This window comes from Variovorax atrisoli, assembly GCF_014195185.1.
Classification (GTDB): Bacteria; Pseudomonadota; Gammaproteobacteria; order Burkholderiales; family Burkholderiaceae_C; genus Variovorax; species Variovorax atrisoli.
The window spans coordinates 243132-268588 of sequence record NZ_JACIBG010000009.1; the positions used below are offsets into that span (position 1 = coordinate 243132).

Sequence of the window (25457 nt, forward strand, 5' to 3'; positions counted from 1 at the left end):
CTTAGGCCGCCTGCTCGATGCGCACGACCTCGGACACCGGGCAGCCGGTGACGTGGTGCGCGTTGATGAAGGCGTGCTCGGCGCTGGCGGCGAGAACCTGCACGAAGGGCAGGGCGCCGGTGTCCGATGGGGTCAGGTGCCCTTGGGCGTCCTTGGGCGTGTAGTAGCAGCGGTAGTTGCGGTCAGAAGCGTTTGGCATGTCCATCTCCGTCTTGAGATGGCATGCAGTATCAGCGGCGCTGATTCATAAGTCAACAGCGGAACTGATATCAGCGAAACTATTTTTTGTAACAGCGCCGCTCATACTCTCGTACCGCTTCGTCTGACCGCAGATACGATGGCGAAAAAGGAGTAGGGATGCAGGCAAGGCTGTTGGTGAGGGTTGCGCTGATGACGTGCTCAGCGCTGGTGAGCGTGCCGTCCTGGGCGTTGTTCAAGTGCGTGGTGGACGGGAAAACGGAGTATCAGGAGCGCCCCTGCGCCGGCGGCGCAACGCAGTCACGACTGCGGGAAGTGGCGCCTGCTTCGGCGCCTGGTGCTGTGGATGTGCCGGCCGAACTGCAAAGCGCGATCAACGCGGGAATCGTGGGCAGTTACCCCGTGCGCGGCATGAACCAAAACCAACTGCAGTCGGCGCTTGGTAGCCCATCGCGCGTGAATGCGAGCGACTATGCGTCAGGCTTTCAGGAGCAGCGAATCTACGAACGCCCAAACGGCACGTTCTATGTCTACACCCGCAACGGAATCGTCGATTCCAGCCAGTTCGTCGAGGCGATCCGGCCGCAAGTGGTGCAGAGCGCGCGGAGCTGCCCGAGTGCGTTCGACATCAAGAATGCCGAGGTCTCGGCGAACAGCATCGCCCTCTCAGATGCTCAGAGGAAAGAGAAGCTCGAAATCGTGCAGCGCATGCGCGAATGTCGGTGACCGGCTAGAGCGCGCCGGCGGCCCACATCACGCGCCCGATCATCTCGAAATCTTCGGTATCAGGGCCAATGGTCAGCTCGGGATACAGCTCACGATCTTGGTTGACCGGAATCGCTTTGATGGTTCCGTCCTTTTGAGGGAACAGCGGCTTGATGATGAGTTCACCGTCGACGCGGAAGGCGTAGAACTTGCCCGGCAGAATCTGCGTCGCTCCCCGGTTCACGAGCAGCACCGCTCCATCCTTGATGTCTGGAAAGTTGCTCTCTCCATCTGAGTCGACGATGACGGCATTGCTTGGACTCACGCCGAGCTTGCGCAGGTAGTCCGCGCGAAATGCCAGGCGAGCCTTGTGCGGCTCGGTGAACACAAGCTTTCCGCGCCCATTGGAGAAGGTCACTCCGACGCGGCTCACGTGGACGAAGTCATCTTCGTCACCTTGAACCATTGCAGAAATCTCGGCCGCCACCTTAGCGAGGCGAGGGCTGAAGTCTGCGATGTCACACCCCAGCCCCTTGGCGAACCCCGTGGCTGCCTTGAGGCTGAGCGCGGAAAGACCATTGAGAAAATTGCCAACGGCACTTTGACTGCCGATCTCGTACTTCTCGCCGAACGCGGCTTGGCTGGGGTGTTGTGTCCGGTCCCAGATCGCCTTGAGGCGCTTGGCCTCGCTCCGATGTTCGTCGGTGATTGTGGCTTTGCGAGGTGCTGCGGAATTCATAGCAGCGGGATCATGCCCGGTGATGATTTCCACGCAAATCACCTCCGCTGATGAAAATGCTTTGACATTTGCATCAGCGCCGCTGATATACTTTGGGCATGAGCATCATCAAGACCATCCGCAGTCGGCTCGCAATGACTCAGCAGGAGTTGGCGGACGAAGTTGGCTGCACGCAGGGCAACATCGCCAACTACGAGCGAGGGCAGACCATCCCGCCCGAAATGGCGGCGAAGGTCATCGCGGCATCTGCTCGCCGTGGATTGAGGCTCAACTACGACCACATCTACGGCGGCGCCACGCTGCCAGTTGAGTGCCTGGGTGCGGAAGGTGCACATGCGTAGTGCTTGTTCGCCTGCCCGCGTGTACCTCGTTGCCGAGGTGCGCTTGCCAGAGTACGAAGGCGCGAAGCTGGTCAGTGTCGCGTGCGCGCCGCCGCCTCTATCGCCTCGACTTCTCTTTGAACTTGTTCCGCCAGCGGCTGCACTGCACTCGGCGACATGTGAAGCGCCAAAGTCAGATGGCCCGAGTGCGCAAAGATGATTGCGTGGTCTGCCGTCTCTGCTTTCGTAGAAAGCTGTTCGACCTCCAAAGGAATTGCAGTTGTTGCCTCGTTGGCGCGCGGCGCGCTTGGTGTCGGCCGGTTGGACAGTTGGCGCTCCCCGGCGATGAACGATGCGATTGCCTGGTTGAGCTTGTCTGCTGGAATTCGTAGTTCGATGTTGCTGCCGTCGGTCGTTTCGATCACCAGATCGAACCCGTCTTGGCGGCCGTCGCGAACGAGCCGGGCAATCTTGAAGGTCTTCATTAAGGGCGCTCCTCTTGGTGCTGATGCGGTTGTGGAAGCCGCATTTTCCAAGGATCAAGGGCGCCCGCGCGCTCACGAGAGCCATACCCCAGGCGTCACGCGCTCCACGTCCAGCGACGGGCCGAGCACGCGCGTGCGCAGGTGCTCCATCGCCAGCGTCTGGCGCCGCGACTGCAGGCCGTGTGCCCGTGCGCTGGCCGAGCACAGCTCCATCCATGCGCCGATGTTCTCTCGCGTGATGTCCGGCTCTACCTCGAGCAGCAGCACGAGCTGCTGCAGGAAGTTCTCCACCGCTTCGATCCGCTCGACTGCTGTGGGCAGGGCTTCGGGGTTGGGCATTGCGCTCTCTCTCCTTTGAGGTTTTCAGCATGAAAGCGACTGTCTCAGTTCCCCCCCACCTTGCCCACGGCGCCGAAGAGCCCTTCCCCTCCAGAGTGGAAGGGCAGGACATCCTCGATGCCTTCTACAACACCGTGCACGGATACCCCGGTGGCGTGGTCGGGCTGGCCGGCCGCATGGGCATGAGCCCGAACACGCTCACCCACAAGGCCAACCCCAACACCACCACCCATCAGCCGAACCCGCGCGAGCTCATCGACGTGCAGCTCTTCAGTGGCAACTACTCGGTGCTGCATGCCATGGCCGACGCGCTCGGCCACACCTGCACGCGCGCGACGCCTGACCAAGCCGGCGGCGATCCGGTCGATACGTTCACTCGCCTGCAGGTGGCGCATGCCGACTTCTGTCGTGCGGTGGGTGATGCACTGCTGCGCGGTGATGCGCACGTGTCGCGCAACCAGATGCGCAGGGCCGAGGCCATGGCACAGGAGGCCATCGCATGCGTGGGCCACACCCTCGCGCTGTTGCGTTCGCACATGCGCGCCGAGGCGGGGGCAGGCCAGTGAGCGGCCCCGTCCCCCCCGTGCAAGGGCAGGGCACCTCGGGTGTCAGTCGTCAGTGTCGCATTGACACAACGGCATCACCGGGGCGTGGGTCCTCCCTGGCGCAGTGCGATGAGGGTAATTCGAGCCCCATTCGGTGTGTAGGTAGAAGGGGCGGAAGTTACTGATGGCGTCCAACTACGACGACGTTCTCGGACAGCTTCGCGCCGCTGGCCTTCTGGTCGACGCGCTCGAAGTCGGCCGCATGCGGCGGTGCCGCGTCGAGGGTGAGGGCAAAGAGCGCCGCGGCTGGTACATGCTGCACGAGGTACGCATGGACAGCGGCGCCGATCTGCTCGTGGGCAGCTTCGGTGTGTGGCGCGGCGCGGAGAACAACGCGACGAAGGTCGAGCTGCGGCACAACGAGCTGAGCAAGGACCAACGCGAGGCGCTGCGCAAGCGCCTGGCCGACGATCGGCGCCGCGCCGACCAGGCGCGCCAGGCCGAGGCAGACCGCGCGGCCGAGCGAGCCACCGCCGCCTGGCGCCAGTGCGTCGAGCAGGGCGACATCGACTACCTCCACCGCAAGGGGGTGGGGGCACACGGCGTGCGGTTCAGCCCGCAGGGCTCGATGGTGATCCCGATGGTGGATACCGCCGGCCGCATCCACGGGCTGCAGGTGATCCGCGCCAAGGCGCGCCGCGGCAGCGCGCTCGAAAAGGAATACTGGCCGCGCGGGCTGGTGGTGAAAGGGCACTTCCACCTGCTCGGCATGGTCACCGGCGCCGTGGTGCTGGTCGCCGAGGGCTATGCCACGGCCGCGAGCCTGCACGAAGCCACGGGCCTGCCGGTGGCGGTAGCGTTCGACGCGGGCAACCTGCAGCACGTCGCTGCCGAGCTGCACCGCCGCTACAAGCTCGCGAAGGTGCTCATCTGTGCCGACGACGATGACACGCAACGCTGCCGGCAGCAGCCGTGCCGTGAGAGAGTGTGGCTGCCGGATGGCCCGGGCTGCCCTCACTGCGGCTACGACCACGGCGCGGTGAATGCCGGCCTTACCGCGGCCAGCACTGCGGCCATGGCTGTCGGCGGCGCATGGGTCAAGCCCGAATGGGCGCACCCGGAACTGAGGCGCACCGACTGGCTGGAAAAAGGGCGCAAGCTCAACGACTTCAACGACCTGCACATGGCGGAAGGCCTGCACGTCGTTCGCGTGCAGATCGAGGCCCGCCTGCTGGCTCTCGGCTGGCGCACGCAACGCGCGAAGGCCGCGCCGACCGACACCCAGGGGGACGGGGCGCCAGCGCGCCTGGCACCCTTGCGCCCCATCGACTCGCTCGACGAACTGCTCGAGCGGTTCGCGCTGGTGTACGGGCAGGGTGGCACGGTGTTCGATCACCAAGAGCATGTTCTCGTGGCTCTGGGCGACATGCGCGATGCATGCCTTAGCCGCGACCTGCATCGCGCGTGGGCCGAGCACCCCGAGAAGCAGCTCGTGCGCGTGACCGAGGTGGGCTTCGATCCGGCCGAGACGGACCCGAACATCCATTGCAACCTGTGGGCCGGCTGGCCCACGGTGCCGAAGGCGGGTTCATGCGAGAACCTGCTGCAGCTTCTCCGGCACATGTGCGCCGACGACAGCCGGCCTGATGCACTCTTCAACTGGGTGTTGCGCTGGCTCGCCTATCCGCTGCAGCACCCAGGCGCGAAGATGAAAACCACGCTTGTGCTGCACGGCCCACAGGGCACCGGCAAGAACATGTTTTTCGAGGCAGTTATGGCGATTTACGGACGGTACGGCCGCGTGATCGATCAGAGCGCAATTGAAGACAAGTTCAACGACTGGGCCAGCCGAAAACTCTTTCTCATCGCGGATGAAGTTGTCGCACGTTCGGACCTGTACCACGTAAAAAACAAGCTGAAGGCGTTCATCACTGGCGAGTGGATTCGGATCAACCCGAAGAACATGGCGGCCTACGACGAACGCAACCACGTCAACATGGTGTTCCTCTCCAACGAGGCCATGCCCGTGGTGCTGGAGGATGACGACCGCCGCCACGCGGTGATCTGGACTCCCTCCAAACTCGCGCCCGACTTCTACCGCGGCCTGCTGCTGGAACTCGCCGAGGGCGGCTCGGCTGCGCTGCACGACTACCTGCTGCATCTAGACCTCGGCGAGTTCAACGAAGGCACCCTGCCTCCGATGACCGAGGCGAAGCGCGAGCTGATCGACTTGAGCAGAGACAGCCCCAGCCGCTTCTACGCGGCGTTCGAAGGCGGCGAGCTGGAGGGCTACCCCACCAAGGGCATGAAGCTGCTGAGCCCGGTCCTCCCGATGGACCTCTATGCGCTCTATGGCGTGTGGTGCCACCGCGTCGGCCTCAAACCGCTCAACCAGCCGAAGTTCTCCAATGCCCTGATGCGCAAGCACGGCGCGAAGACCTTGCCGAAGCGCTACGTGATCGGCGAGCGAAAGAAGGGGCCGGCCGGCGTCACCTTCCTGCCAGGTGGTCACGAGCTGCCCGCGGGGAAACCGGAGGCGGAATGGATCGGAGAGCGCGCCGTCGTCTTTCGCGATGCCCTCAAGGAATACCGGGAGGCCACAAATTGACCCGACACCACCAGTCCGTCTGCGGCAGTGAGGCATGTGAGCCATGCGTGAGGCATGCCGTGAGGCGTGAAAACTCAATGAAATCAACGGGTGTGAGGCATGTGAGGCACTTGCGGTTCACTCGTCCATGTGTGCGCATGCACAGGCGTGTGTGCGTGCGGGCGCGTGCATGCAGGCGCTTGGGTGCCTCACATGCCTCACATGCCTCACACGCCAATGCTGACAGGCACTTACGTGTTTTCGCATGCCCCACACCTCCCCCCACATGCCTCACGAAGAAAGAAGAGATGGGTGAAATCGTTAAAAGGGTGATTCGCTGCAACGAATCGAACGCGCCTGAGTTCCTGGCGATGGTCAACCGCTGGCCGGAGCTGAAGGCGCTGGTGCGTTCGCTCCGCGACGCTGGCCTGTTCCCCGGACTGCGCGGCCTGCAGGTCACGCTGACCGGCACGCACGCAGGGGTGTCGGAGGGCTTGGCCTCCGTCGGCGGCGATGGCGGATCGAAGAAGGGAGGCGTCAATGCGGGTTGAACTCAGACTCGATGGTCTTGGCGAGGTGCGGGAAACGCTGGCGAAGCTGAGCGGCAAGCAGGCGCGCACCGCCTACGCGGCCGCGCTCAACGATGCGGGCTTTCAGGTCCGGCGAGCGATGCGCAACGAAATCAGCAGCGTGTTCGACCGGCCAACGCCCTACGTCGTGAACAGCGTGTTCGTGCGCCAGGCAACCGCCGAACGGTTGAGCGTGGCGATCGAGCCGACCTACTACGGCGGCAAGGGCATCGACCCGCAGCAGATCCTTCAGGCACAGGAGTTCGGTGGCGCAAGACGCGACAAGCGCAGCGAGGTGGCGCTGCGCCGCGCGGGCATCCTGCCGGCCGGCTTCCAGACGGCCATCCCGCGAGTGCCGTTCCCGGGCAGTGATGACGCCCGCGGCAATTTGCGCGGCTCGTTCCTCGTGCAGCTCATCGCGTACTTCCAAGCCTTCGGCGAGCAGGGCTACAGCGCCAATATGACGGCGAGGCGCCGGGCAACCCTGCACCGCGGCACGAAGAGGCAAACCGGGCGGCGCTACTTCGTGGCGTATGGCCGACTTCGCAGCGGCCCTACGGCCCATCTGTCGCCCGGTATCTGGGCTGCCCAAGGCACCCATGGCGTCGATCTGCGTCCGGTGCTGATGTTCGTGCGCATCGGGGCCTATCGCTCGCGTCTGAGCATGGAGTCCATCGCGGAAAGGTCCGGTGTCGACGAGTACCTGCAGCGCCGCTTGCGCTTCCGCATTCGTCAGGTGGCCGGGGAGTGAGCATGGCCGATTCCAACGTGATGACCATCCCCGAGTTCTCGGCGCACCTGGGCTACGGCAGGACCTATGCCTACCAGCTTCGCGATGAAGGCCGGCTCGTGATGACCGAAGACGGAAAGCGTGTGCTGGTCGCGGAGAGCATCGCACGCATTGAAGCAACCAAAGACCCGGCCCGCCAGGGCGTTGCCGCGCGTCACGCGGCACAGCGTGGCGGCAGGCCCGTTGCGCCGGCGGCTGCACCGATCGCTCCGCCAGATGGCGCCAGCGATGGCGATGTGCCGCTTGAGACGCCGGCCCCGCCGGGCACGCCTGCCTTCAACTTCCAGGTGGCGAAGGCGAAGCGCGAGCACTTCGCCGCGCTCGAGGCCGAGGCGGCGTACCGCGCGCGAATGAAGGAAGTGCTCGAGGCCGCGGAGGTGCGCGCAGCGCTGGTCGAAACCATGACCATCCTGCGCACCTCGATTGAAGGCATTGCCCATCGCCTAGCGCCCGCCCTCGCTGCCGAAGTGGACGAAGGCGAGGTCCGTGCATTGCTCGACGCCGAGATTCGCCACGCCTTGAGCACGGCTGCTGAGAGCCTTGCGAAGGTCGGGAGGTAGGCCGCATGGAAGTACAAGACCTCTACCAGGCCGCCTCGCGCGCCATCCAGCCCCGCAAGCCCATGACCGTCTCGGAGTGGGCGGACCAGAACCGCATCTTGAGCAGCAAGAGCAGCGCGTTGCCGGGCAAGTGGGTCACCGCGCGCAACCCGATGCTGCGCGAGCCGATGGACTGCATGAGCGCCAGCAGCCCGGTGCGCGAGATGGTGGTGATTCTTCCCATCCAGTTTGGCAAGAGCGAAATCGAAACCAACGTCCTCGGATACACCATGTGCGAGGACCCGTGCCCGATCATGGTGGTGCTGCCCGGCGAGGTGTCGCTCGACAAGTTCATCAATCAGAAGATGAACCCGCTTCTGGAAGACACGCCCGCCTGCGAAGAAGCGCTCACGACAACGGCTTCTCGCAACTCGAGCAACACACGCGGTTTCAAGGACTTCGCCGGCGGGCAGCTCTACCTCGAGCACGCCGGCAACGACAAGCGGATCAAGGGCACCACGGCGAAGCTGCTGCTCGTGGATGAGTTCGACAGCGTGGCGTCGAGCCTGCCCACGGGCGACGACCCGGATGCCATGATGGACGGGCGCACCAGCGCCTTCCCGGCCACGTCGAAGCGCGCCTCGGTCGGGACGCCGCAGATCGTGGGCCTCTCACGTCTGGAGGCGAAGTACGAGGATTCCGACCAGCGTCAGTATCACGTTCCCTGCCCTCACTGCGACCACCGGTTCCCGCTGACGTGGGAGAGCTTCACCTGGGCCGTTGGTGTGGACGGCAAGGTGACGCGCGCATGGGTGACCTGCCCGGAATGCGGCGCAGACATCGATGAGCACCACAAGGATCGCATGGTTGATGCCGGGCATTGGGTGCCCCGGCACCCGCACCGGAAACTGCGGGGGTATCGGGCGAACTTCCTCTACTACCGCTTCGCCCTCGGGCCCCGTTGGGCGCAGATGGCGCAGGCGTGGCTCGACGCTCAGGGCGACCTCGCGAAGCTGAAGACCTTCGTCAACGATAGGCGCGCCGAGGCGTGGGAAGACCCGGCCATGCGCGCCGTGAAGCACAACGCCATCGCGGACCGCGCCGAGCCCTACCGGCTGCGCCATGCCCCCTTGGGCGTCGTCATCGTCACCGCTGGCGTCGACACGCAGGACAACCGCTTGGCCGTGCAGATCGTCGGTTGGGGAAAGGGGATGGCCTTCTGGGTGCTGGACTACATCGAACTCATGGGCGACCCTGCGGATGATGCGGTGTGGGTCAGTCTTACCGAGTTGCTCAACCAGCCCATCGCTCATGACTGCGGCGCCACGCTCCGCGTTGAGGCCGTTGCGATCGACATGGGCGGCCACCGCACCGAGGCCGTCAAAAACTATGTGCGCCAGCGGCTCACGCGCCGTCCGATGGCGATCTACGGCGCCGTGCACAACAACGCACCGGTGCTCGGGAAGGGAAAGATGGCGGATGTTGACTGGCGCGGCCGGAACGATAAGCGGGGTGTGATGACGCATCAGGTCGGCACGGTAGCGATCAAGCACTGGCTGTTCGGTCGCCTGTCCACCGACGCCGATCGCGCGGCCGACCAGCGGCTGACCCACTTCAGCGATGAGCTCGACGCAAGCTACTTCACCGGCTTGGTGAGCGAGACCTACAACCCGGGCAAGAATCGATTCGAGAAGCGCCGCGGTGCACGCAACGAACCGCTCGACACCTGGGACTACGCCTACGCGGCGACCCACCATCAGGAACTACGGCTGCACCGCTGGAGCGGCGCAGACTGGCAACGCGCCGCCGAGCGGCTTCTGGCCCGAGCCGGCACCGCCGATCACTCCGCGGCACGGACAGGTACGCCTGCTAGCCCAGGCAAGCCTTCGCCGGCGCCGCGCCGCGCGGCGGCACCTGCGCCCTCATCCTTTGCTTCAGAAGATTGGAGTTCGCGCCTGTGACGGAACTACCCTTTGTCATGTCCCCTGGGCAAACCGAAGACGCTGCCGTTCAACTTGAGCACGACATCATCGGCATCGTGCGCGAGGAAATCGGCATGCACGAGCAGATGGCAACAGTATTTGCTCAGGCACTGGTGCGCGGCTTGCGGCGTCGTCTTGGCGGGCAAGAAATCTACATCCCGGCGGCAAGCAAGGGCGAACGAGACGCCGCGATCCGGCGCGACTTTAATGGAGCGAATATCGAGCACCTGATGCGCCGTCATGGACTCAGCCGTACTCGCATTTATGAAATTCTTGCGCCCGCCTCTCGAACGCGGGCACGATAGAGGCTGCAAATCCACTACTCATTGAGTTCAATGCCAACTTCGCTTCACCCCTCGCTGAGATCACGTATCCATTCAATCCTCAAGACAGCACTCGAGCGCGAATCCTTCTCGTTCGGTGACTTGGACCACGATGAGCTTCGAACAGGGGTGCGGGACTTTCTAAAGGCATTGCCGGCAGACGCGCGCGAGCAGTTCATTCGGGCAGCTGGTGAGGACGGATTAACTTCGCTGATGGGCAGTCTGCTCAATGAGAAATTCGGCGAAGCGATTGATAGAAACTTCGAGGGCTATCTGAGAGATTTGCCGGGTTTCGATCCCCACGAGTTGGCGGAAGAATTTCTGAAATTCTTCGAATCACTCCCAAAGAAGTACTGTGTAACGTTTGCATTTCCGAGATTCATGGCAAATGCAATGTTCAAGGGAGGCATTCCCGCATACGTTGGAGAAAATTTCGCGCTCGTGGGCTCATGGCATGAAGAGCGACAAAACTTTCCTCTCGTTGAGCGCACTCATCATTCGGTGCATGACGTAGGTCTTACGGAAAATGACGTTGTGATAATCGATACCTACTATGTGCATCTGCACATATTCGTTCATGGCATCGTCAAGGAGGGCGTTCAAACCGAAACCCCGGCCATGGCTGTCCAAGTACTACGTTCATTTTTTGGACAGTGTATCGCCGCGAAAGTTTTTTCCAACGCGGGATATGGCCACGGCCCCTACTATCCAGAGCTGAGAATTTTTGGAGACTCCTCTGCAGGAGCGGGTTTGGTTAGCAAATTTTCCTTGGCTTCAAATGATGTGGATTATCTGCGGCAGCTAAGGGTGCCGAAAGATTTCGGAGGAATCGAGAATTTCACAAGAGTTCTTGAGTTGGTAGACGGGAAACACCGATCCGCAAATTTGAATTTGGCAGCGAAATGGTATTTCGAAGGATTGACCAATCCCGATGAAGTAATGTCTTTCATGCAGCTGGCAATTGTCGTGGAAATACTTCTGGGTGGCGACAAGGCAGAGGATATAGGGTTAACTGAAGTTTTGGCGAATCGTGCCGCCTATATGTTGGCGACTTCATCCGAAGATAGAAGTGCAAGAATCGAATTTTTTAGAAAGATATACAAAACACGCTCAAAGATTGTGCACAATGGAATTAGCGGGTTGGGATTAGAGGAGAGAAAGCAGTTGAAAATTCTTCGATCACTCTGTGCTGAGGTGTTGAATAAAGAGGGCCTGCTGCATGAAGCATCGACGCGTCGGAATACCCCGGTAGAGCCTTTTTAGTCCGCTTTCCTCCCTAGAAACCGGACTGTGCTCTCGTTACGGTTGGCGAATGAGCACCGCCACCGACATGCTTGCGGCCTACCTGGCCGCGGAATCCGCCATCCTCCTCGGCAAGACCATCGCCTTCCAAGGGCGCACGGTCGGCTATGAAAACCTCGCAGAGATTCGCAAGGGCCGCGCCGAATGGGAGCGCCGCGTCGCCGCAGAGCGCAACGGCGGTGCGGTCTTCGGCGGCATGTCGTTCTCGGTCGCACGATTCGACGGAGAGCCGCAATGAACCTCATTGACCGAATCGTCGGAGCCTTCGATCCGATGAAGGGCCTGCAGCGTGCCCAGGCGCGCCGCGCCCTCGCGCTCTACGAGGGCGCCAAGCCCAGCAAGCAGCGCCGGCCGCGCACCGACAACAGCAGTCCTGACACGCTGGTCGGCGGCGGCGCTGCGGCGCTGCGTGCGCATGCGCGCTACCTCGAGCGCAACCACGACCTTTCGCGCGGCGCGCTGCGCGTGCTGGTCAACAACGTGGTGGGCCCGGCCGGCATTGCCATCGAGCCGCAACCGCGCCGCGCCGACGGTTCCATCCACACCGAGTACGCCACCGCACTGCGCATCGCCTTCCGGGACTGGCAGCGCGCGCCCGAGGTCACGAAGCGATACCGCTGGCCGCTGGCCCAGCGCCTGATGGCCTACACCTGGCTGCGCGATGGCGAGTGTATGGCGCAGGAGCTATTCGGCCCTACGCAGTTTCTAAACCATGGCACGCGCGTGCCGTACTCGCTGGAGATCGTCGAGCCCGATTTCGTGCCGCTCGACTATGACGACCTCAGCCGCAACACACGTCAGGGCATCCAGTGCAACACCTGGGGCGAGGCAACGGGCTTCTGGTTCTACAAGGGTGACCCGCGCGACGGGCAGGTCCGCACCGACAGCAGCGGCCTGAAGTTCGTGCCGGCCGATCGCGTGCTGCACCTCGCGATGCTCGACCGGTTGCATCAGCGCCGAGGCGTGTCCGAGTTCGCGAGCGTCATCACGCGCATCGAAGACCTCAAGGACTACGAGGAAAGCGAGCGCATCGCTGCGAAGGTGGCGGCGTCGCTCACGGCTTATGTGAAGCGAAGCGCGGAAGCGGGGTATGCGCCGGACATGATGCCCGAGGCCCGCAAGGACGAACATGGCAACCCGCTGCCTCGCGATCTTCGGATGCAGCCTGGCATGATCCTCGACTCGCTGCTGGTCGGCGAGGAAATCGGCCTCATCGACAGCAACCGTCCGAACCCCAATCTGGTCGGATGGCGCTCCGGTCAACTGCGAGCGTTCGCTGCAGGTATCGGAGCGAGCTATTCGAGCGTCAGCCGCGACTACGACGGCACCTACAGCGCGCAGCGCCAGGAGCTCGTCGAGCAGTGGGTGCACTACGCCGTGCTTGCGGATGAATTCGTGGGCATGTGCGTGCAGCCGGTGTGGGAGCGCTTCGTGCAGGTTGCCGCACTCAGCGGCGTTGTGCCCATGCCGCCGGACGTGCAGCCCGGGACCCACGACGACGCGATGTTCATCGCGCAGAGCATGCCGTGGATCGACCCGGTCAAGGAAGCCGTAGCGTGGGAGAAGCTGGTGCAGGCCGGCTTCGCGAGCGAGATGGAGGTAATCCGCAAGCGCGGCGCCAACCCCAGCGATGTCATCGAGCAGGCCGATGCCTTTCGCAGAGAAGCGGAGCGGCGAGGGTTGATCTTCAGCAGCAACGCTGCGACGAAGGCCGCACCGCTGGCGGCCGCTGTGCCTGCGCCGGATGACGAAGCACCGCCGCGCGATCCCGAGGAAGACACCGCGCCCGGCAAATAGTCCGGTTTCTTGGGTAGAAACCGGACACCCAATTTTGGAGACTGAAGGCCTTCGCATCGAAGCCTTCAGTCCATGAGCAAAGCCCAATCCACCTGGTACGCCATCCGTCGAAAGACGGCCATCGCCGCCGCTGCTGTGGGCGTTGCCGCGGCCGCCGAAATCTTCATCTACGGCGACATCGGCGAGAGCTGGTGGAACGAGACGGTGACGGCCGCCGACTTCGTGCGCGAGCTCAACGCGCTCGATGTGGATGCGATCAGCGTGCGCATCAACAGCATCGGGGGCAGCGTGCCCGATGGCCTCGCGATCTTCAACGCGATGCGCCGGCACAAGGCAACCATCACCACCGAGGTCGACGGCATGGCGTTCTCGATCGCCAGCCTCATCGCCATGGGCGGTGACAAGGTCCACATGGCGAGCAACGCCATGCTCATGATCCACGCGCCGTGGACCTACGCTGCCGGCAACAGCGCCGAGCTGCGCGAGCTGGCCGACCAGCTCGACACCTGGGCCGCGGCGATGTCCACCAGCTACGCCATGAAGACCGGCGACCAGCCCGCCATGCTCGCGCTGCTCACCGACGGCAAGGACCACTACTACACCGCCGAGGAAGCCCTCGCCGAGAAGTTCATCGACGCAGTGACCGACGCCATGCCCGTGGCCGCCAGCGCGGCCCGGGACCTTCCCCTTTCCCGTTACCGCTCGCTTCCTGCAGCCCTGCAGGAGGCGGGTAATCCAGCGGCCGCGGCCGCACCTTCCGCTGATGAGGACTCCATGAAGAAATTCCGTACCCACGTGCTGCTGTCGGCCATTGGCGCCGCCGGTGCCGCTGCGGCCGGTGGCGGAAGCGCCGCCGCGCCCGCGCCTGCGCCGGCCGTCGCCGCGGCTCCTGCGGCACCCGATGCCGCTGCCGTGCTCGCCGCCGACAAGCAGCGCCGCGAGGCGATCCGCGCGAGCTTCGCACCCTTCGCTGCACAGGCCGGCGTGGCCGAACTGCAGCGTGTTTGCGAAGACGATCACCAGATCACCGTCGAGGCTGCCGGCCAGCGCCTGCTCGCCCACATGGCGAAGGGCCAGGAGCCGATCGCTGGCTCGCACGTCACCACCGTCGAGGACGAGAAGGACAAGCAGCGCGGGGCCACCACGCAGGCGCTGCTCGCCCGCGCCGGCCTCGCGAAGGCCGAGGGCGCCAACCCGTTCCGCGGCTTCACGCTGAGCGAGCTGGCTCGTGCGAGCCTGACCCGCGCCGGTCTGCGCACCGAAGGCATGGACAAGCTCACCTTCATCGGTGCTGCCTTCACCCACAGCACCAGCGACTTCCCCGGCCTGCTCGCCAACGTGGCGAGCAAGTCGATGCTCAAGGGCTACGAGGAAGCCGAGGAAACGTTCCAGCTCTGGACGCGCGCCGGCACGCTGTCCGACTTCAAGCCGGGCAAGCGCGTGGACCTCAACATGTTCCCGAGCCTGCGCGAGGTGAAGGAGGGCGCCGAGTACAAGTACGTGACCACCGGCGAGCGCGGTGCGACCGTGGTGCTGGCCACCTACGGCGAACTGTTCAGCATCACCCGCCAGGCCATCATCAACGACGACCTCGACGCCTTCACCCGTGTTCCGCGCCTGATGGGCCGCGCGGCGATCCGCACGATCGGTGACCTGGTCTACGCGATCCTGACCGCCAACCCGGCGATGGCGGACGGCACCCCGCTGTTCCACGCCGACCACAAGAACCTGCTGGCCGGCGCCGGGATCACCACCGCCAGCGTGGACGCGATGCAGTCCGCCATGGCGGTGCAGAAGATCGGCCAGTCGGTCCTCAACCTGAACCTCAAGCACCTCATCGTGCCGCGCGCCCTCAAGGGTGCCGCGAACGTGGTGCGTTCGAGCGAGTTCGAGGTCGGCGCCAGCTCGCGCAACAACACCACGCCCAACAGCGTGCGCGACAGCTTCGAAGTCATCTCGGACGCTCGCCTGGACGCGGCATCGACCACCGCCTGGTACGGCGCTGCCGACGGCAACGTCAACGACACCATCGAGGTGAATTATCTCGACGGCAACAGCCAGCCCTACCTCGAGCAGCGCCAGGGCTGGAACGTCGACGGCACCGAGTTCAAGGTGCGCATCGATGCCGGCGTGTCGCCGCTGGACTTCCGCACGCTGGCGAAGAACCCGGGCCAGTGATGCCGCGGCCGGGGCGTGATGCCCCGGCTTCCGAACCCCTCAATTCCAAGGAACTGTCATGAAAAACTTCATCCAGCCCGGCGACGTGCTCGACTACACCGCGAGCGCGAACGTGGCTGCTGGCGCCGTGGTGGTGATGGGCGCTCGCGTCGGCATCGCTGTAGTGGACATCGCGGCGGGCGAATCCGGCCCGGTGCGCGTCAAGGGCGTGGTCGAGCTGGCGAAGCTCAGCACCGACGCGATCGCGCAGGGCGCGCTCGTGTACTGGGACGCCGACGACTTCCGCCTGACCACTACGGCATCCGGCAACACTCTGGCGGGCTATGCCGCCAAGGCCGCTGCCGCGAGCACCACCACGGCCTGGCTGCACCTGAACGCCTGACGCCATGCCCACGCCGTTCGCCGACCTCGAAGCCCGCGTCAACAGCGCGGTGCTCGACCGCCTCTGCAACGCAGTGGCGGTGGTGGGCGGCGTGGATGTGCCGGTCATCTTCGAGAAGCCCTATGCCGCACCGTTCGGCGGCGAAGCCGACGCGACGGCGCCCGAGTGCACGGGACCCTCGACTGGCCTCGGCGCGCTGGAGCGTGGCGACTCGCTGACCATCGACGGCGTGGCCTACGAGGTAATCACCGCAGAGCCTGACGGCGCGGGCTTCGTGCGCCTCGTTCTCGGGAGCGCTTGACCATGCTGGCACTGGAACCTGTCGTCGTCGAGCGGCTGCGCAGCGACTTGGCCTCGGGCTGGAAGGTCATGGGCTTCGCCAGCGACACCGGGCGCCGGGACGGCTGGCCGCTCGCCTCGGTGTCGTTCGTCGACGGCAACGTGGCGGACAGCAAGACGGGCGCAGCGGCCGTTCAGGCCGCCTGGCGCGTCACGCTGATCGCCAAGCGTGGCGACGAGGCAGCGGCACAGATCGATACCGCGTTCGCCGCCGTGATGGCCTCGCTGCACAACTGGGCGCCGCCCGGCGAGATCGGCGGACGCCGGTGGGAGCGTCTGCGCCTGCTGCAGGTCACGCCCCCGCAGTACCCGGAAGACGGCCTTGTCGGCCTCGACCTCACCTTCACCACTCAGGCCCGCTACGACGGGCAGGACTGACTTTCGATCCTTCAGGAGCTTGAACATGGGCCTGGTCTACGAGAAAAACCAATACGCGATCCCGCGCGGTCGCGCCTTCTTCGATCCCTTCGACGCCAACGGCAACCTCACGGGCGAGATCGCCATGGGAAACTGCCCCGGCATCAACCTGTCCATCGAGACCGAAAAGGCCGAGCACTTCAGTTCGGAGAAGGGCCTTCGCGAGAAGGACGAATCGCTGGTCGTGCAGGTCAACCGCACCGGCCAAGTCACCTGCGACAACTTCAGCTCGGCCAACTTCGCGCTGTGGCTGTCGGGCACGCGCACCGCCGTCAACCAGGTAGCGACGCCGGTGACCGGCGAGGTTCGTGCCGTCGCCAAGGGCCGCTTCTACCAGCTCGGCGCCACGCCGGCGAATCCGCTCGGCGTGCGCGACGTGACGGCAGTGACGGTCAAGAGCTCGGACGGCACGACCACCTACGTCGCGGGTGAAGACTACAACGTCGACCTCGAAACGGGCCGCGTGCAGATCCTTGCCGATGGCGACATCGCCGCGGGCAACGTGCAGTTCGGCTACACGCCCGTCGCCGGCAGCTACGAGACGGTCCGTTCGGGCGCCACCGCCGAAATCCAGGGCGCGTTGCGCATCGTCTCGGACAACGCCTCGGGCAGCAACCGCGACTTCTACATGCCGAAGGTCACGCTGACCCCTACGGGCGACCTGCCCATCATCGCCGAGGGTACCGAGTTCGTGCAGATGCAGTTCGGCCTCGAGGTGCTCAAGTCCGCCAACGCAGAGGCGATCTACGCGGACGGCCGCCCCGTCGCCGTCTAAGCCCATGCGCCCGCCCGCCGCCTTCGGGGTGGCGGGCAGTGGCGACGCATGGGGCTTCCCGCGAGGCCTCATGCGCCGCCATCGTCGGTGCCGCCGGCACCCGTCCAACTGAACGAGTGAACCCGTGGTCTTCAAGCCGATTCAAATCCTGATCAACGCCAAGGATGAAGCGTCCGCGGTGTTCGACAAGCTGCAGACGAAGGTCGCGGCCGTGGGCGCGGCCATCCTCGGCTACTTCAGCGTGAAGGCCTTCGCCGGCGTGGTGAAGGGCGCGGCAGACCTCGAACAAGCCTTGTCGCGGGTGCAGGCCGCAACGGGCGCGACGGCCGCCGAGATGGTCCAGCTACGCAAGACGGCTGAGGACGCAGGCGCCAACAGCCAGTTTTCTGCGGTTCAGGCGGCTGGAGCCTTGGAGAACCTTGCCAAGGCTGGCCTGAGCGCGGGCGATGCGATCAAGACGCTGCCCGCCGTGATGAACCTGGCCGCGACTGGCGACATCGACCTGGCGACCTCGGCTGAGTACGTCACCAAGGCCATCAACGGCCTCGGGCTGTCGTTCAACGACGCAGGGCGCGTGGCCGACGTGCTGGCGAAGGGGGCCAACGCCACCAACACCAGCGTGACGGGTTTGGCCCAAGCGCTGAGCTACGCCGCGCCGCTGGCCAACACGCTCGGCCTGAGCCTCGAGCAGACGGTGGCCATCATCGGCAAGTTCGCCGACGCAGGCATCGACGCGAGCCGCGCCGGTACCGCGCTGAACTCCATCATGGCGCAGTTCAGCGACCCCGCCAGCAAGTTCCGCACGGAGCTGGCCGCCGCGGGCATCACCACGGTCAACTTCAACGAAGCGCTGCATCAGCTCGCCAAGGGCGGGCCAGGGGCCGAGCGGGCCATCAATGCGGTCGGCACCGAGGCCGGGCCCGCGCTGCGAGCGCTCCTGAATCAGGGCATCGGCAAGCTCGACGAGCTCACGAAGAGTCTGAACAGCGCAGAGGGGAGCGCTGCCGCCACCGCCAAGGTGATGCAGGACAACCTGAAGAAGTCGGTGGATGCGCTCGGCAATGCATGGGAGTACTTCACCAACGCCCTGGGCACGCCGGTCCTTCCTGTCATCACCCAGGCGGTGCGTGACCTTTCTGCATCCCTCAAGTCGCTGGTGGCAGACGGCACAGCGAAGAAGGTAGGCGATGCGCTCGCGGCCGGCTTCCAGTCGGCGATCGCATGGGCGAAGAACTTCGCCGCGAGCTTTGACCTGCAGGCACTCATCGCGCGGCTGCAGGCCTTCGCCGCACAGGCTCAGAGCACCTTCGACCAGGTCGGCAGGTACGCCACCAACGCGGGCAACGTCGTCCAGACGGCATGGGGCGTCATGGCAGCCGGCACCAACGCCGTGCTCACGGCCATCTACGGTATCGGCGCGGCTTTCGCCACCACGGCCGAGTACGTCATGACGGGCGTGGCGAAGCTGCGGGATGGCCTGGCTTCCGTGACCTTTGGCACGCTCTCGGAGAGCTTCAAGCTCGCGGCCGAGGACGCCCGCCTTGCAGCGCAGGCCTTCGCGGATACCGCGCAGGCCATGGGCACCAAGGCCAACGAGTCGTTGCAGGCCACGGCGGACGCCGCGCAGCTCGCGCGCGACGGCTTTATGGGCATCGCCAACGCGATGAACGAGGCAGGTGTTGCGAGCGAGGGGGCCTCGAAAGCCATCGGTGGCATGGCGACGCAACTGCAGGCGGCAGCGCAGGCGAACGCGGACGCCGCGGAGAAGACGCGCGCTGCCACGGCAGCGCATCAGGAACAGGCTGAGAAGGCCGAGAAGGCACGTACTGCGCAAGCTGCCTTGCGCGCCGAATACGCGCAGGCGCTTTCCACGGGAAACGTTCAGCGTGCGGCCGAGGTCATGGGCGAGCTGCGCAAGGCCACGGACGCAGCAGCAGCAGCAGCCGACAACAACGCCCGCAAGCAGAAAGAGCAAGCGCAGGCCATTCAAGACGCGTTTGTACGAGTTGGCGTCAAGACGAAAGAGGCCCTGCGCGATGCGGCCGAGGTCGCGAGGCAGGACTTCGAAACCATCCGGGACAGCGGCAAGGCAACAGCCGACGTGATTGCAGAAGCGTGGTCCAAAGCTGCACAAGCCGCCATCGATGCGAATGAAGGGGTGGTGCCGGGCTGGGTGCAGGCGCAAGCCGCATCGAAAGGCTATGCGGTGCAGGTCGACGAAGCTGGCAAGGCCACGCTGAAGCTGGTGCAGACCTCGGCCGCCCTGCGGGGGCTGGTCAGCGGCTTCGAGGGCGCGGCAAAGGCCGCGCAGAACTATGGGCAGGTCCTCGGCGGATTGCGTGCCCCCTCGGGGTATGGGGCGCCAGGCGGCGGTGGCAGTGACCTGGGCTTCGGCGGGGCGAATCCTGTGCGTGGCGGCAGGCTGCCAAATGGCACATACCTGCGGCCTGAAGACCAGCTCGGGATCATCGATCCCTCCCAGAAGATCAAGCCGACGCAGGTCAGCGGCGAGATGCGCGGCGCAGGCACCGACCTGGGAACTCGCACGGGGATCGCAGCGTTTCTCAAGGCGGCCGGTGTTGATGATGACGCGATCGCGCGAAAGATCGCGAATGAGTTCGCCGACTCTAAGGGTGACATCCCGTTCTTTAACAACCCGGGTCAGAAGAAATACGCGGATGGGGGAACACTGAGTCAAGCGGTGTTGAAAGCGGCCGAGCAGTACACCTTCGGAGGTCGCGACGGCAAGGCGCAGCAACCGTCCACCATTCCTCGACCAGAGTCGACCAGAACGGTCAACCTGCAGCTCCAGCTCAACGGCCGCGACTATGGCCGCGTGAACACCGACGCCGCCGGTGCCGACGCCATCGAGGGCCTGCTCGCGCAGCTCGGCGCCGCGCGCGGCACGTCATCCCTCCGCCCCGGAGCCTGACATGGCCGCACCGAAGTTTCACACCCTCGGCGGGCTGCAGATTCCGCGCGGCATGGTCTGGGTCGATGAGTTCGCTTGGAACGCCGTCGAGAAGAGCCTCGGCTACTCGGTCACTGGCGCCGCGCTCATTGATGCCGCGGTGCGCCTGGCCGGCCAGCCGATCACGCTGCAGGGCGAGGTCGAGGCCGGATGGATCAAGCGCGGTGCGCTCAAGGCCCTGAAGGCGCTCAACGAGGCGAACGCGGTCGGCGAACACGACCTCGTGTTGGCCGATGGCCGCGCCTTCACGGTGCAGTTCGCGCCCGGCGTGGCCGTCGAGGGCAAGCCGCTGGCGCGCCCCGAGCTGCCGGCCGAGGACTACCCCTACATCGCCACCGTGCGCCTCATCACCGTCACACCGTCTGACCAATGACTATTCTCGAATCCGATATCAAGCTCGTCACCACGCAGGTGATGGATGACGTTCCCGAGGGCGGCGGCGCGCCTACCTCGAAGGTCATCGAAGACGGCAAGAGCAATGCCATCTTCAAAGACATCTCGGCGGTGGACCGCGCTCGCGGCGATTCGTCCATCATGAAGATCGCAGCGACAGTCCAAACGCTGAACACCGATACCGCGCTCGGTGGACTGGTCATCATCGCGCGTCCGCCGGCTGACCCGAACGTGAGCGCGGCGCTCTTCTATACCGGCGACTTCTTCGACCGCCGCGCGAGCATCCAGAACCGCATCGAGGCGTACACCGCCCCCGGCGAAGAGTTCAACGGCTACATGCTGTCGAACCACGTTCAGGGGCAGCGCTCGCTTCAAATCTTTCAGCGCCCCGGCGCCACGCCGCCCAACATCAACGGCACGCTGCAGATCAGCGGCGGCGGCAAGACGGAATACGTGCGCGTGTCCGATGTCTCGGTGGAACAGCGCACCTACAGCTACAGCACCGGCGGCACCTTCGTGGACTACGCCGCGCAGGTCTGCGTCTGCGAGCTGCTGGACGGCTTGAAGAACGATTACGCCGGCTCGCCCGCAAGCCGCCTGTTCGAACGCTCCGCAGTAGGCGCGGCGATCAATCGGATGCTCGTGGCGAACGCCGCCAAGTTCTACGGCATCGCGAAGCTCGCGGCGCCCGTGAGCACCGGCGACCTGTCCGCCAAGGTGAACACCATCAGCACGCAGCTCGTGCCGAGCGCGACGACTGAAATCCCGCTCGTGGACATGTCGGCCGCCGGCTCTTCGACCTCGCTTGTCGCCTCTGGCTCCGGCACCGTGACGCTGAATACCGGCGTAGTGTTCGGCCCGAATTCCATCATCACCTTCGGCAATCCCGCCTACCCGGGCTCTCTGTCGGTGGCGACCTCGGCGGGTACGCTGACCGACGACGGCGGACGGCTGAAGCTCGGCGCGCTGACCGTGGGCAGCGTGAACTATGCCGGCGGCGCGATGACCCTCGCCAGCGATGCGCCCGCCATCACCGGAAACAAGGCGATCACCTTCCGCCCGGCGGGCGCGCCTATCGAGCTGGCCGACTCGACATCCATCGCGGTGACGCTGGAAAGCCGCCGCATCAACTACCCGTTGACGATCCTGCCTCCGCCGGCGCCTGGCTCGCTGCGCGTGGCCTACCGCGCCGGCGGCAACTGGTACGAGCTGGCCGACGATGGCGGCGGGCGCCTGGCGGGCACGGATTCGAGCATCGGCAGCGGCACGGTGGATTTCGTGACGGGCACGGCCCTGCCGACGCTGGGAAGCCTGCCCGACGTGGGCAGCGAAGTGATCTTCACCTGGGCGGCAAAGGCGAACTACAAGGACCGCAGCGGCACGCTCACGGCGGCCGTGTCGATCATGCTGGCGCTGGACAACCAGGCGGCGCAGGCCGGCACCGTGTCGGTGGACTGGAACGACGGCACCGACCGGCACGCCAGCGACAACGGCAGCGGCCTGCTCACGGGCGACGCCACCGGCCCGGTGTCCTATGCGTCGAGCACCATCGAGCTGCGCCCCAACGCCTTGCCGGCCTCGGCCGTGGCCTTCACGGTCAGCTACAGCCACGGCGACCCGGAGACGAAGAACTTTCCGGCGCCGGCGCGCGACTTGGACGGCGCCATCACGCTCAACCTCGGCAAGACCAACATCGCGCCGCGCTCGGTCGCGCTCGACTGGAATCTGATCCTGCAGTCCACCAACGGCGTACCGGCCGATCAGTGGGTGCCGCAGAACTTCGCGGCGACGAAGACCGTCACCGACAACGGCGCCGGCAAGCTGGTGGATGGCCTGGGCGTGGAGTTCGGCACCATCGTTTATTCGACCGGCATCGCCAAGCTCTACCCCGAGGCCGTCGTGAGCGTGCCCGTGCCGCAATGGGCCGTCAGCCCTCAGGGCGTGCTCGGCACCGTGCTCTCGCCGAACCTGCCGGGCTTCTACCGCAACACCCTCACGGGCTACACCTACGCGAACCTCAACGCCTCGCTGCCGACCGACTCGACGGCGCTCGTGTCGGTGCGCTTCCGCGTGGCCGGCGCCGGGATCACGAAGAGCCAGACCTTCAACGCGCCAAAGCTCTTCATCAAGCTGCTGCCGTACGCCAGCGAGAAGGGCGTGCCCGGCGCAATCAACTTCACGTTCGGCGGCAAGACCTACTTCGACCGGGCCGGATCGCTCTACACCGACCTCGACCCGGCCACCGGCGCCGGCTCGCTGGCCGGAACCTACGACTACGCGACCAACACCGCCGCGCTCACGACCTGGCCGGCCTCGGCCTCGACCTCGGTCGTCGTGAACAGCCTGCTCACGTCGCTGGACAGTCAGCCGGTCGAATACGTCGTCTTCCGCACGCCCGTGGCGCCCGTCAGCCCGAACAGCCTGCAGCTCCTGGCGACGAAGCTCAACGGCGGCACGATCAACGTCACCGCCGATGCCTCGGGCTTCATCAACGGCACGAACGTGCACGGCACCTTCGACGCATCGACGGGCGTCGGCAAAGTCCGCTTCGGCGACTGGGTGACGGCCGCCGGCAACGAGGGTGCCATCTGGTATTCGCCCGATGCGGTCGGCAGCGACGGCAAGATTTGGAAGCCGGTCCCGGTCTTCGCGAGCACCATCCGATACAACGCCGTGGCCTACACAACGTTGCCCGTCGATGCGACCCTGCTCGGCCTTGACCCGGTGCGCCTGCCCTCGGATGGCCGCGTGCCGATCTTCCGCAAGGGTGAGCTCGTCGTCATCCATAACACCAGGCGCATGCCGGCGGCCGTGGTGTCGAACGGCCAGACCCTCGATGTCGGCCGCGTGCGCCTCTCGCGCGTGCGCATCGTCGGCGCAGATGGCGCCACCATCGAGACGGGCTACACGCGCAACCTCGACGCCGGCACCGTGACGTTCACCGACGTGTCGAGCTACGTGCAGCCGGTCGTGGTCGAGCACCGCATCGAAGACCTGCTGACCGTCTCGGATGTCGGCATCGATGGCCGCCTGGCGTTCGCTGGCCGCGTCACGCACGACTACAGCTCGGGTGACAGCTACGTGAGCAGCGCGCTGCCCATGGGGGATGTGAAAGCGCGTGTGTCGCTGCTCTTCGATCAGCAGACGTGGACCGGTGTCTGGTCTGACGCGCTCATCGGCAACCCGGCGGACCCGACGTTCAACGACATCGATTACCCGATCACGGTCACGAATAAGGGCGCAGTCACCGAGCGGTGGCGCATTCAGATCAACGCCGGCGGCACCACCTACAACCTGATCGGCGAGCACGTCGGGCAGATCGTGACAGGGCAGAGCATGGCGGCGGACTGCTCGCCGGTCGGTCCCTCAGGCGTGCCCTACATGACGATTCCCGCCGCCGGCTTCGGCTCGGGCTGGGCGGCCGGGCAGCTCATCCGCTTCAACACGGTAGCGGCGACCTTTCCATTCGTGCCGATTCGCACCGTGCAGATGGGCGCCGAGACGGTGCTCGACGACTCCTTCGAAATCCTCGTCCTCATCGGCGTGGACCGTCCCTAAAGAGAGAAAGAAACCATGGCTTCTGTTGTCGATACAACCGTCAAATACTTCTCGAGCCTGATGTCCGGTGCGCCGGCGCTGTCGGGCACTGTCGGCTCGCTCCTGGGCGTCATCCGCGCGTGCCTGAAGGATGGCTTTGACCTCAAGACGCTCAGTTCGTTGACGGTGGCTGGCGGCGTCGCAACGGCCGCATTCACCGGCTCGCACTCTGCGCAGATCGATTCAGTGGTGCTCATCGCGGGTGTCACCGGTGGCCCGTCCGGTTGGGCGGGCATGAACGGCGAACAGAAGATCACCGGCAAGCCTGGCGCTGCGTCGGTGAACTTCGCGACCAATCTTCCCGATGGCACCTACACCGGCACGATCACGATGAAGATGGCGCCGTTGGGGTTCGCCGAGATCTTCAGCGGCACGAACGTCGCCGCCTTTCAATCGGCCGATCCCGCCAGCACGAAGATGATTCTTCGGCTCGACGACACCGGCACCACGATTGCGCGTGTGGTCGGCTGCGAGTCGATGACGGACATCAACACGTATGCGGGCCTCTTCCCCACGGCGCTGCAGATGGCCGGCGGCGGTTATTGGTCCAAGAGCAATGCGGCGAGCGCCACGGCGGTGCAATGGATGTTGATCGGCGATGCACGCGCCTTCTATCTTCATGTCTGCCCGGGAGTTGCGTCCAGCGCGAGTTTCACGCAGGGCTTCACGAGGTTTTTCGGCGATGTTGCGCCGTTCAAGCCCGGTGGTGATGCATATGCCTGTGCACTCAACTATTCGACCTCGAACAATGCAAGTTCTCAGTCCGACGGTCAGCCGGAATACAACAACGGTACGCAACAAGCCTTCCCGCGCAGCCCTTCTGGGCTGGGCTCCGCTTTGCTCAACACGTGTCTTCCATACACCGGGAATGGCGCATCGACCTCGGGCATCGACAGCTATTTCGGGTCGTTCCCCAGCCCCATTGATGGGGCTTTGCGCCTGTCGAAGCGCTACTTTGCGGTCAATACTTCGTCCCCGCCTCGGGGTGACGCACCGGGCCTCTATTCAACGCCCCACACGCTGGCTTTCGACAGCTTCAAGTTCAACGATCGGGTGCCGGGCAGTGGGCCTCTCGCCGGGAGAAATCTCATCGTCGTGAATACGACGAACACCAACACGACCAGTGTGCCGAGCACCAGCAATACCGGCGCGGCGTTCTTCGACATCACCGGTCCGTGGCGGTAA

25 protein-coding genes are annotated in these 25457 nt (G+C 65.0%); 21 read left to right on the plus strand and 4 right to left on the minus strand.

Features of this window, described 5'->3' with window-relative positions; translation table 11 throughout:
- Position 1: 1 nt before the first annotated feature.
- Positions 2-199, minus strand: a complete 198-nt coding sequence (locus tag FHY06_RS28365) for a hypothetical protein (protein ID WP_184607074.1) — start codon at positions 197-199, stop codon at positions 2-4.
- 158 nt (positions 200-357) lie between these two features.
- Here FHY06_RS28365 and FHY06_RS28370 point away from each other — a divergent pair, with 158 nt between their 5' ends.
- Positions 358-924, plus strand: a complete 567-nt coding sequence (locus FHY06_RS28370; protein WP_184607075.1) for a hypothetical protein — start codon at positions 358-360, stop codon at positions 922-924.
- Positions 925-928: 4 nt separating this feature from the next.
- Here the strand turns inward: FHY06_RS28370 and FHY06_RS35100 are convergent, their stop codons facing one another.
- The gene (locus FHY06_RS35100; protein WP_184607076.1) at positions 929-1675 is read right to left on the minus strand and encodes a LexA family transcriptional regulator; all 747 of its coding nucleotides are present in this window, start codon (positions 1673-1675) and stop codon (positions 929-931) included.
- Between the two features lie 65 nt (positions 1676-1740).
- Between FHY06_RS35100 and FHY06_RS28380 the strand changes: the two genes are divergently transcribed.
- Positions 1741-1983 (plus strand): helix-turn-helix domain-containing protein, encoded by a 243-nt coding sequence (locus FHY06_RS28380; protein ID WP_184607077.1) that lies wholly within the window; start codon positions 1741-1743, stop codon positions 1981-1983.
- Positions 1984-2054: 71 nt separating this feature from the next.
- On the opposite strand, the gene FHY06_RS28385 is transcribed toward FHY06_RS28380, so the two are convergent.
- Positions 2055-2447, minus strand: a complete 393-nt coding sequence (locus FHY06_RS28385) for a hypothetical protein (protein ID WP_184607078.1) — start codon at positions 2445-2447, stop codon at positions 2055-2057.
- 72 nt (positions 2448-2519) lie between these two features.
- The gene (locus FHY06_RS28390) at positions 2520-2786 is read right to left on the minus strand and encodes a hypothetical protein (RefSeq protein WP_184607079.1); all 267 of its coding nucleotides are present in this window, start codon (positions 2784-2786) and stop codon (positions 2520-2522) included.
- A gap of 29 nt (positions 2787-2815) precedes the next feature.
- Here FHY06_RS28390 and FHY06_RS28395 point away from each other — a divergent pair, with 29 nt between their 5' ends.
- The 19 genes from FHY06_RS28395 (at position 2816) to FHY06_RS28485 (ending at position 25457) form a co-directional block, all read left to right on the plus strand.
- Positions 2816-3352 carry a phage regulatory CII family protein gene (locus FHY06_RS28395; protein WP_184607080.1) on the plus strand — a complete coding sequence of 179 codons (537 nt, stop codon included), beginning with the start codon at positions 2816-2818 and terminating at the stop codon, positions 3350-3352.
- A 163-nt stretch (positions 3353-3515) separates the two neighbouring features.
- Entirely contained in the window at positions 3516-5939 is a 2424-nt protein-coding gene (locus FHY06_RS28400; protein WP_184607081.1) for a DUF5906 domain-containing protein, read from the plus strand.
- Between the two features lie 287 nt (positions 5940-6226).
- Positions 6227-6469, plus strand: a complete 243-nt coding sequence (locus FHY06_RS28405) for a hypothetical protein (RefSeq protein ID WP_184607082.1) — start codon at positions 6227-6229, stop codon at positions 6467-6469.
- The gene (locus FHY06_RS28410; RefSeq protein ID WP_184607083.1) at positions 6459-7238 is read left to right on the plus strand and encodes a hypothetical protein; all 780 of its coding nucleotides are present in this window, start codon (positions 6459-6461) and stop codon (positions 7236-7238) included. Before FHY06_RS28405 ends, FHY06_RS28410 begins: the two co-directional genes overlap by 11 nt.
- A gap of 2 nt (positions 7239-7240) precedes the next feature.
- Positions 7241-7837: a hypothetical protein gene (locus tag FHY06_RS28415; protein WP_184607084.1), complete on the plus strand. Its 597-nt coding sequence runs from the start codon at positions 7241-7243 to the stop codon at positions 7835-7837.
- A 5-nt stretch (positions 7838-7842) separates the two neighbouring features.
- Positions 7843-9777 (plus strand): phage terminase large subunit family protein, encoded by a 1935-nt coding sequence (locus tag FHY06_RS28420; RefSeq protein ID WP_184607085.1) that lies wholly within the window; start codon positions 7843-7845, stop codon positions 9775-9777.
- A complete protein-coding gene (locus tag FHY06_RS28425) occupies positions 9774-10103 on the plus strand; it encodes a Mor transcription activator family protein (RefSeq protein ID WP_311733742.1) in 330 nt (109 codons plus the stop codon). Before FHY06_RS28420 ends, FHY06_RS28425 begins: the two co-directional genes overlap by 4 nt.
- A gap of 30 nt (positions 10104-10133) precedes the next feature.
- Positions 10134-11384, plus strand: a complete 1251-nt coding sequence (locus FHY06_RS28430; protein ID WP_184607086.1) for a HEPN domain-containing protein — start codon at positions 10134-10136, stop codon at positions 11382-11384.
- Positions 11385-11433: 49 nt separating this feature from the next.
- A complete protein-coding gene (locus FHY06_RS28435; RefSeq protein ID WP_260310738.1) occupies positions 11434-11661 on the plus strand; it encodes a DUF6148 family protein in 228 nt (75 codons plus the stop codon).
- A complete protein-coding gene (locus FHY06_RS28440; protein WP_184607087.1) occupies positions 11658-13220 on the plus strand; it encodes a phage portal protein in 1563 nt (520 codons plus the stop codon). The genes FHY06_RS28435 and FHY06_RS28440 overlap by 4 nt, the downstream gene beginning before the upstream one ends.
- 72 nt (positions 13221-13292) lie before the next feature.
- Entirely contained in the window at positions 13293-15398 is a 2106-nt protein-coding gene (locus tag FHY06_RS28445) for a ClpP-like prohead protease/major capsid protein fusion protein (protein ID WP_184607088.1), read from the plus strand.
- Between the two features lie 58 nt (positions 15399-15456).
- On the plus strand, positions 15457-15780 hold the full coding sequence (locus FHY06_RS28450) for a DUF2190 family protein (protein ID WP_184607089.1): 324 nt from the start codon (positions 15457-15459) through the stop codon (positions 15778-15780).
- A gap of 4 nt (positions 15781-15784) precedes the next feature.
- On the plus strand, positions 15785-16081 hold the full coding sequence (locus FHY06_RS28455) for a head-tail joining protein (protein WP_184607090.1): 297 nt from the start codon (positions 15785-15787) through the stop codon (positions 16079-16081).
- 2 nt (positions 16082-16083) lie between these two features.
- A complete protein-coding gene (locus FHY06_RS28460) occupies positions 16084-16497 on the plus strand; it encodes a hypothetical protein (protein WP_184607091.1) in 414 nt (137 codons plus the stop codon).
- A 25-nt stretch (positions 16498-16522) separates the two neighbouring features.
- A complete protein-coding gene (locus FHY06_RS28465; RefSeq protein WP_184607092.1) occupies positions 16523-17311 on the plus strand; it encodes a phage tail tube protein in 789 nt (262 codons plus the stop codon).
- 124 nt (positions 17312-17435) lie between these two features.
- Positions 17436-20243 carry a phage tail tape measure protein gene (locus FHY06_RS28470; RefSeq protein ID WP_184607093.1) on the plus strand — a complete coding sequence of 936 codons (2808 nt, stop codon included), beginning with the start codon at positions 17436-17438 and terminating at the stop codon, positions 20241-20243.
- Between the two features lies 1 nt (position 20244).
- Entirely contained in the window at positions 20245-20655 is a 411-nt protein-coding gene (locus FHY06_RS28475) for a hypothetical protein (RefSeq protein ID WP_260310741.1), read from the plus strand.
- Entirely contained in the window at positions 20652-24233 is a 3582-nt protein-coding gene (locus FHY06_RS28480; RefSeq protein WP_184607094.1) for a hypothetical protein, read from the plus strand. Before FHY06_RS28475 ends, FHY06_RS28480 begins: the two co-directional genes overlap by 4 nt.
- A gap of 15 nt (positions 24234-24248) precedes the next feature.
- The gene (locus tag FHY06_RS28485) at positions 24249-25457 is read left to right on the plus strand and encodes a hypothetical protein (protein WP_184607095.1); all 1209 of its coding nucleotides are present in this window, start codon (positions 24249-24251) and stop codon (positions 25455-25457) included.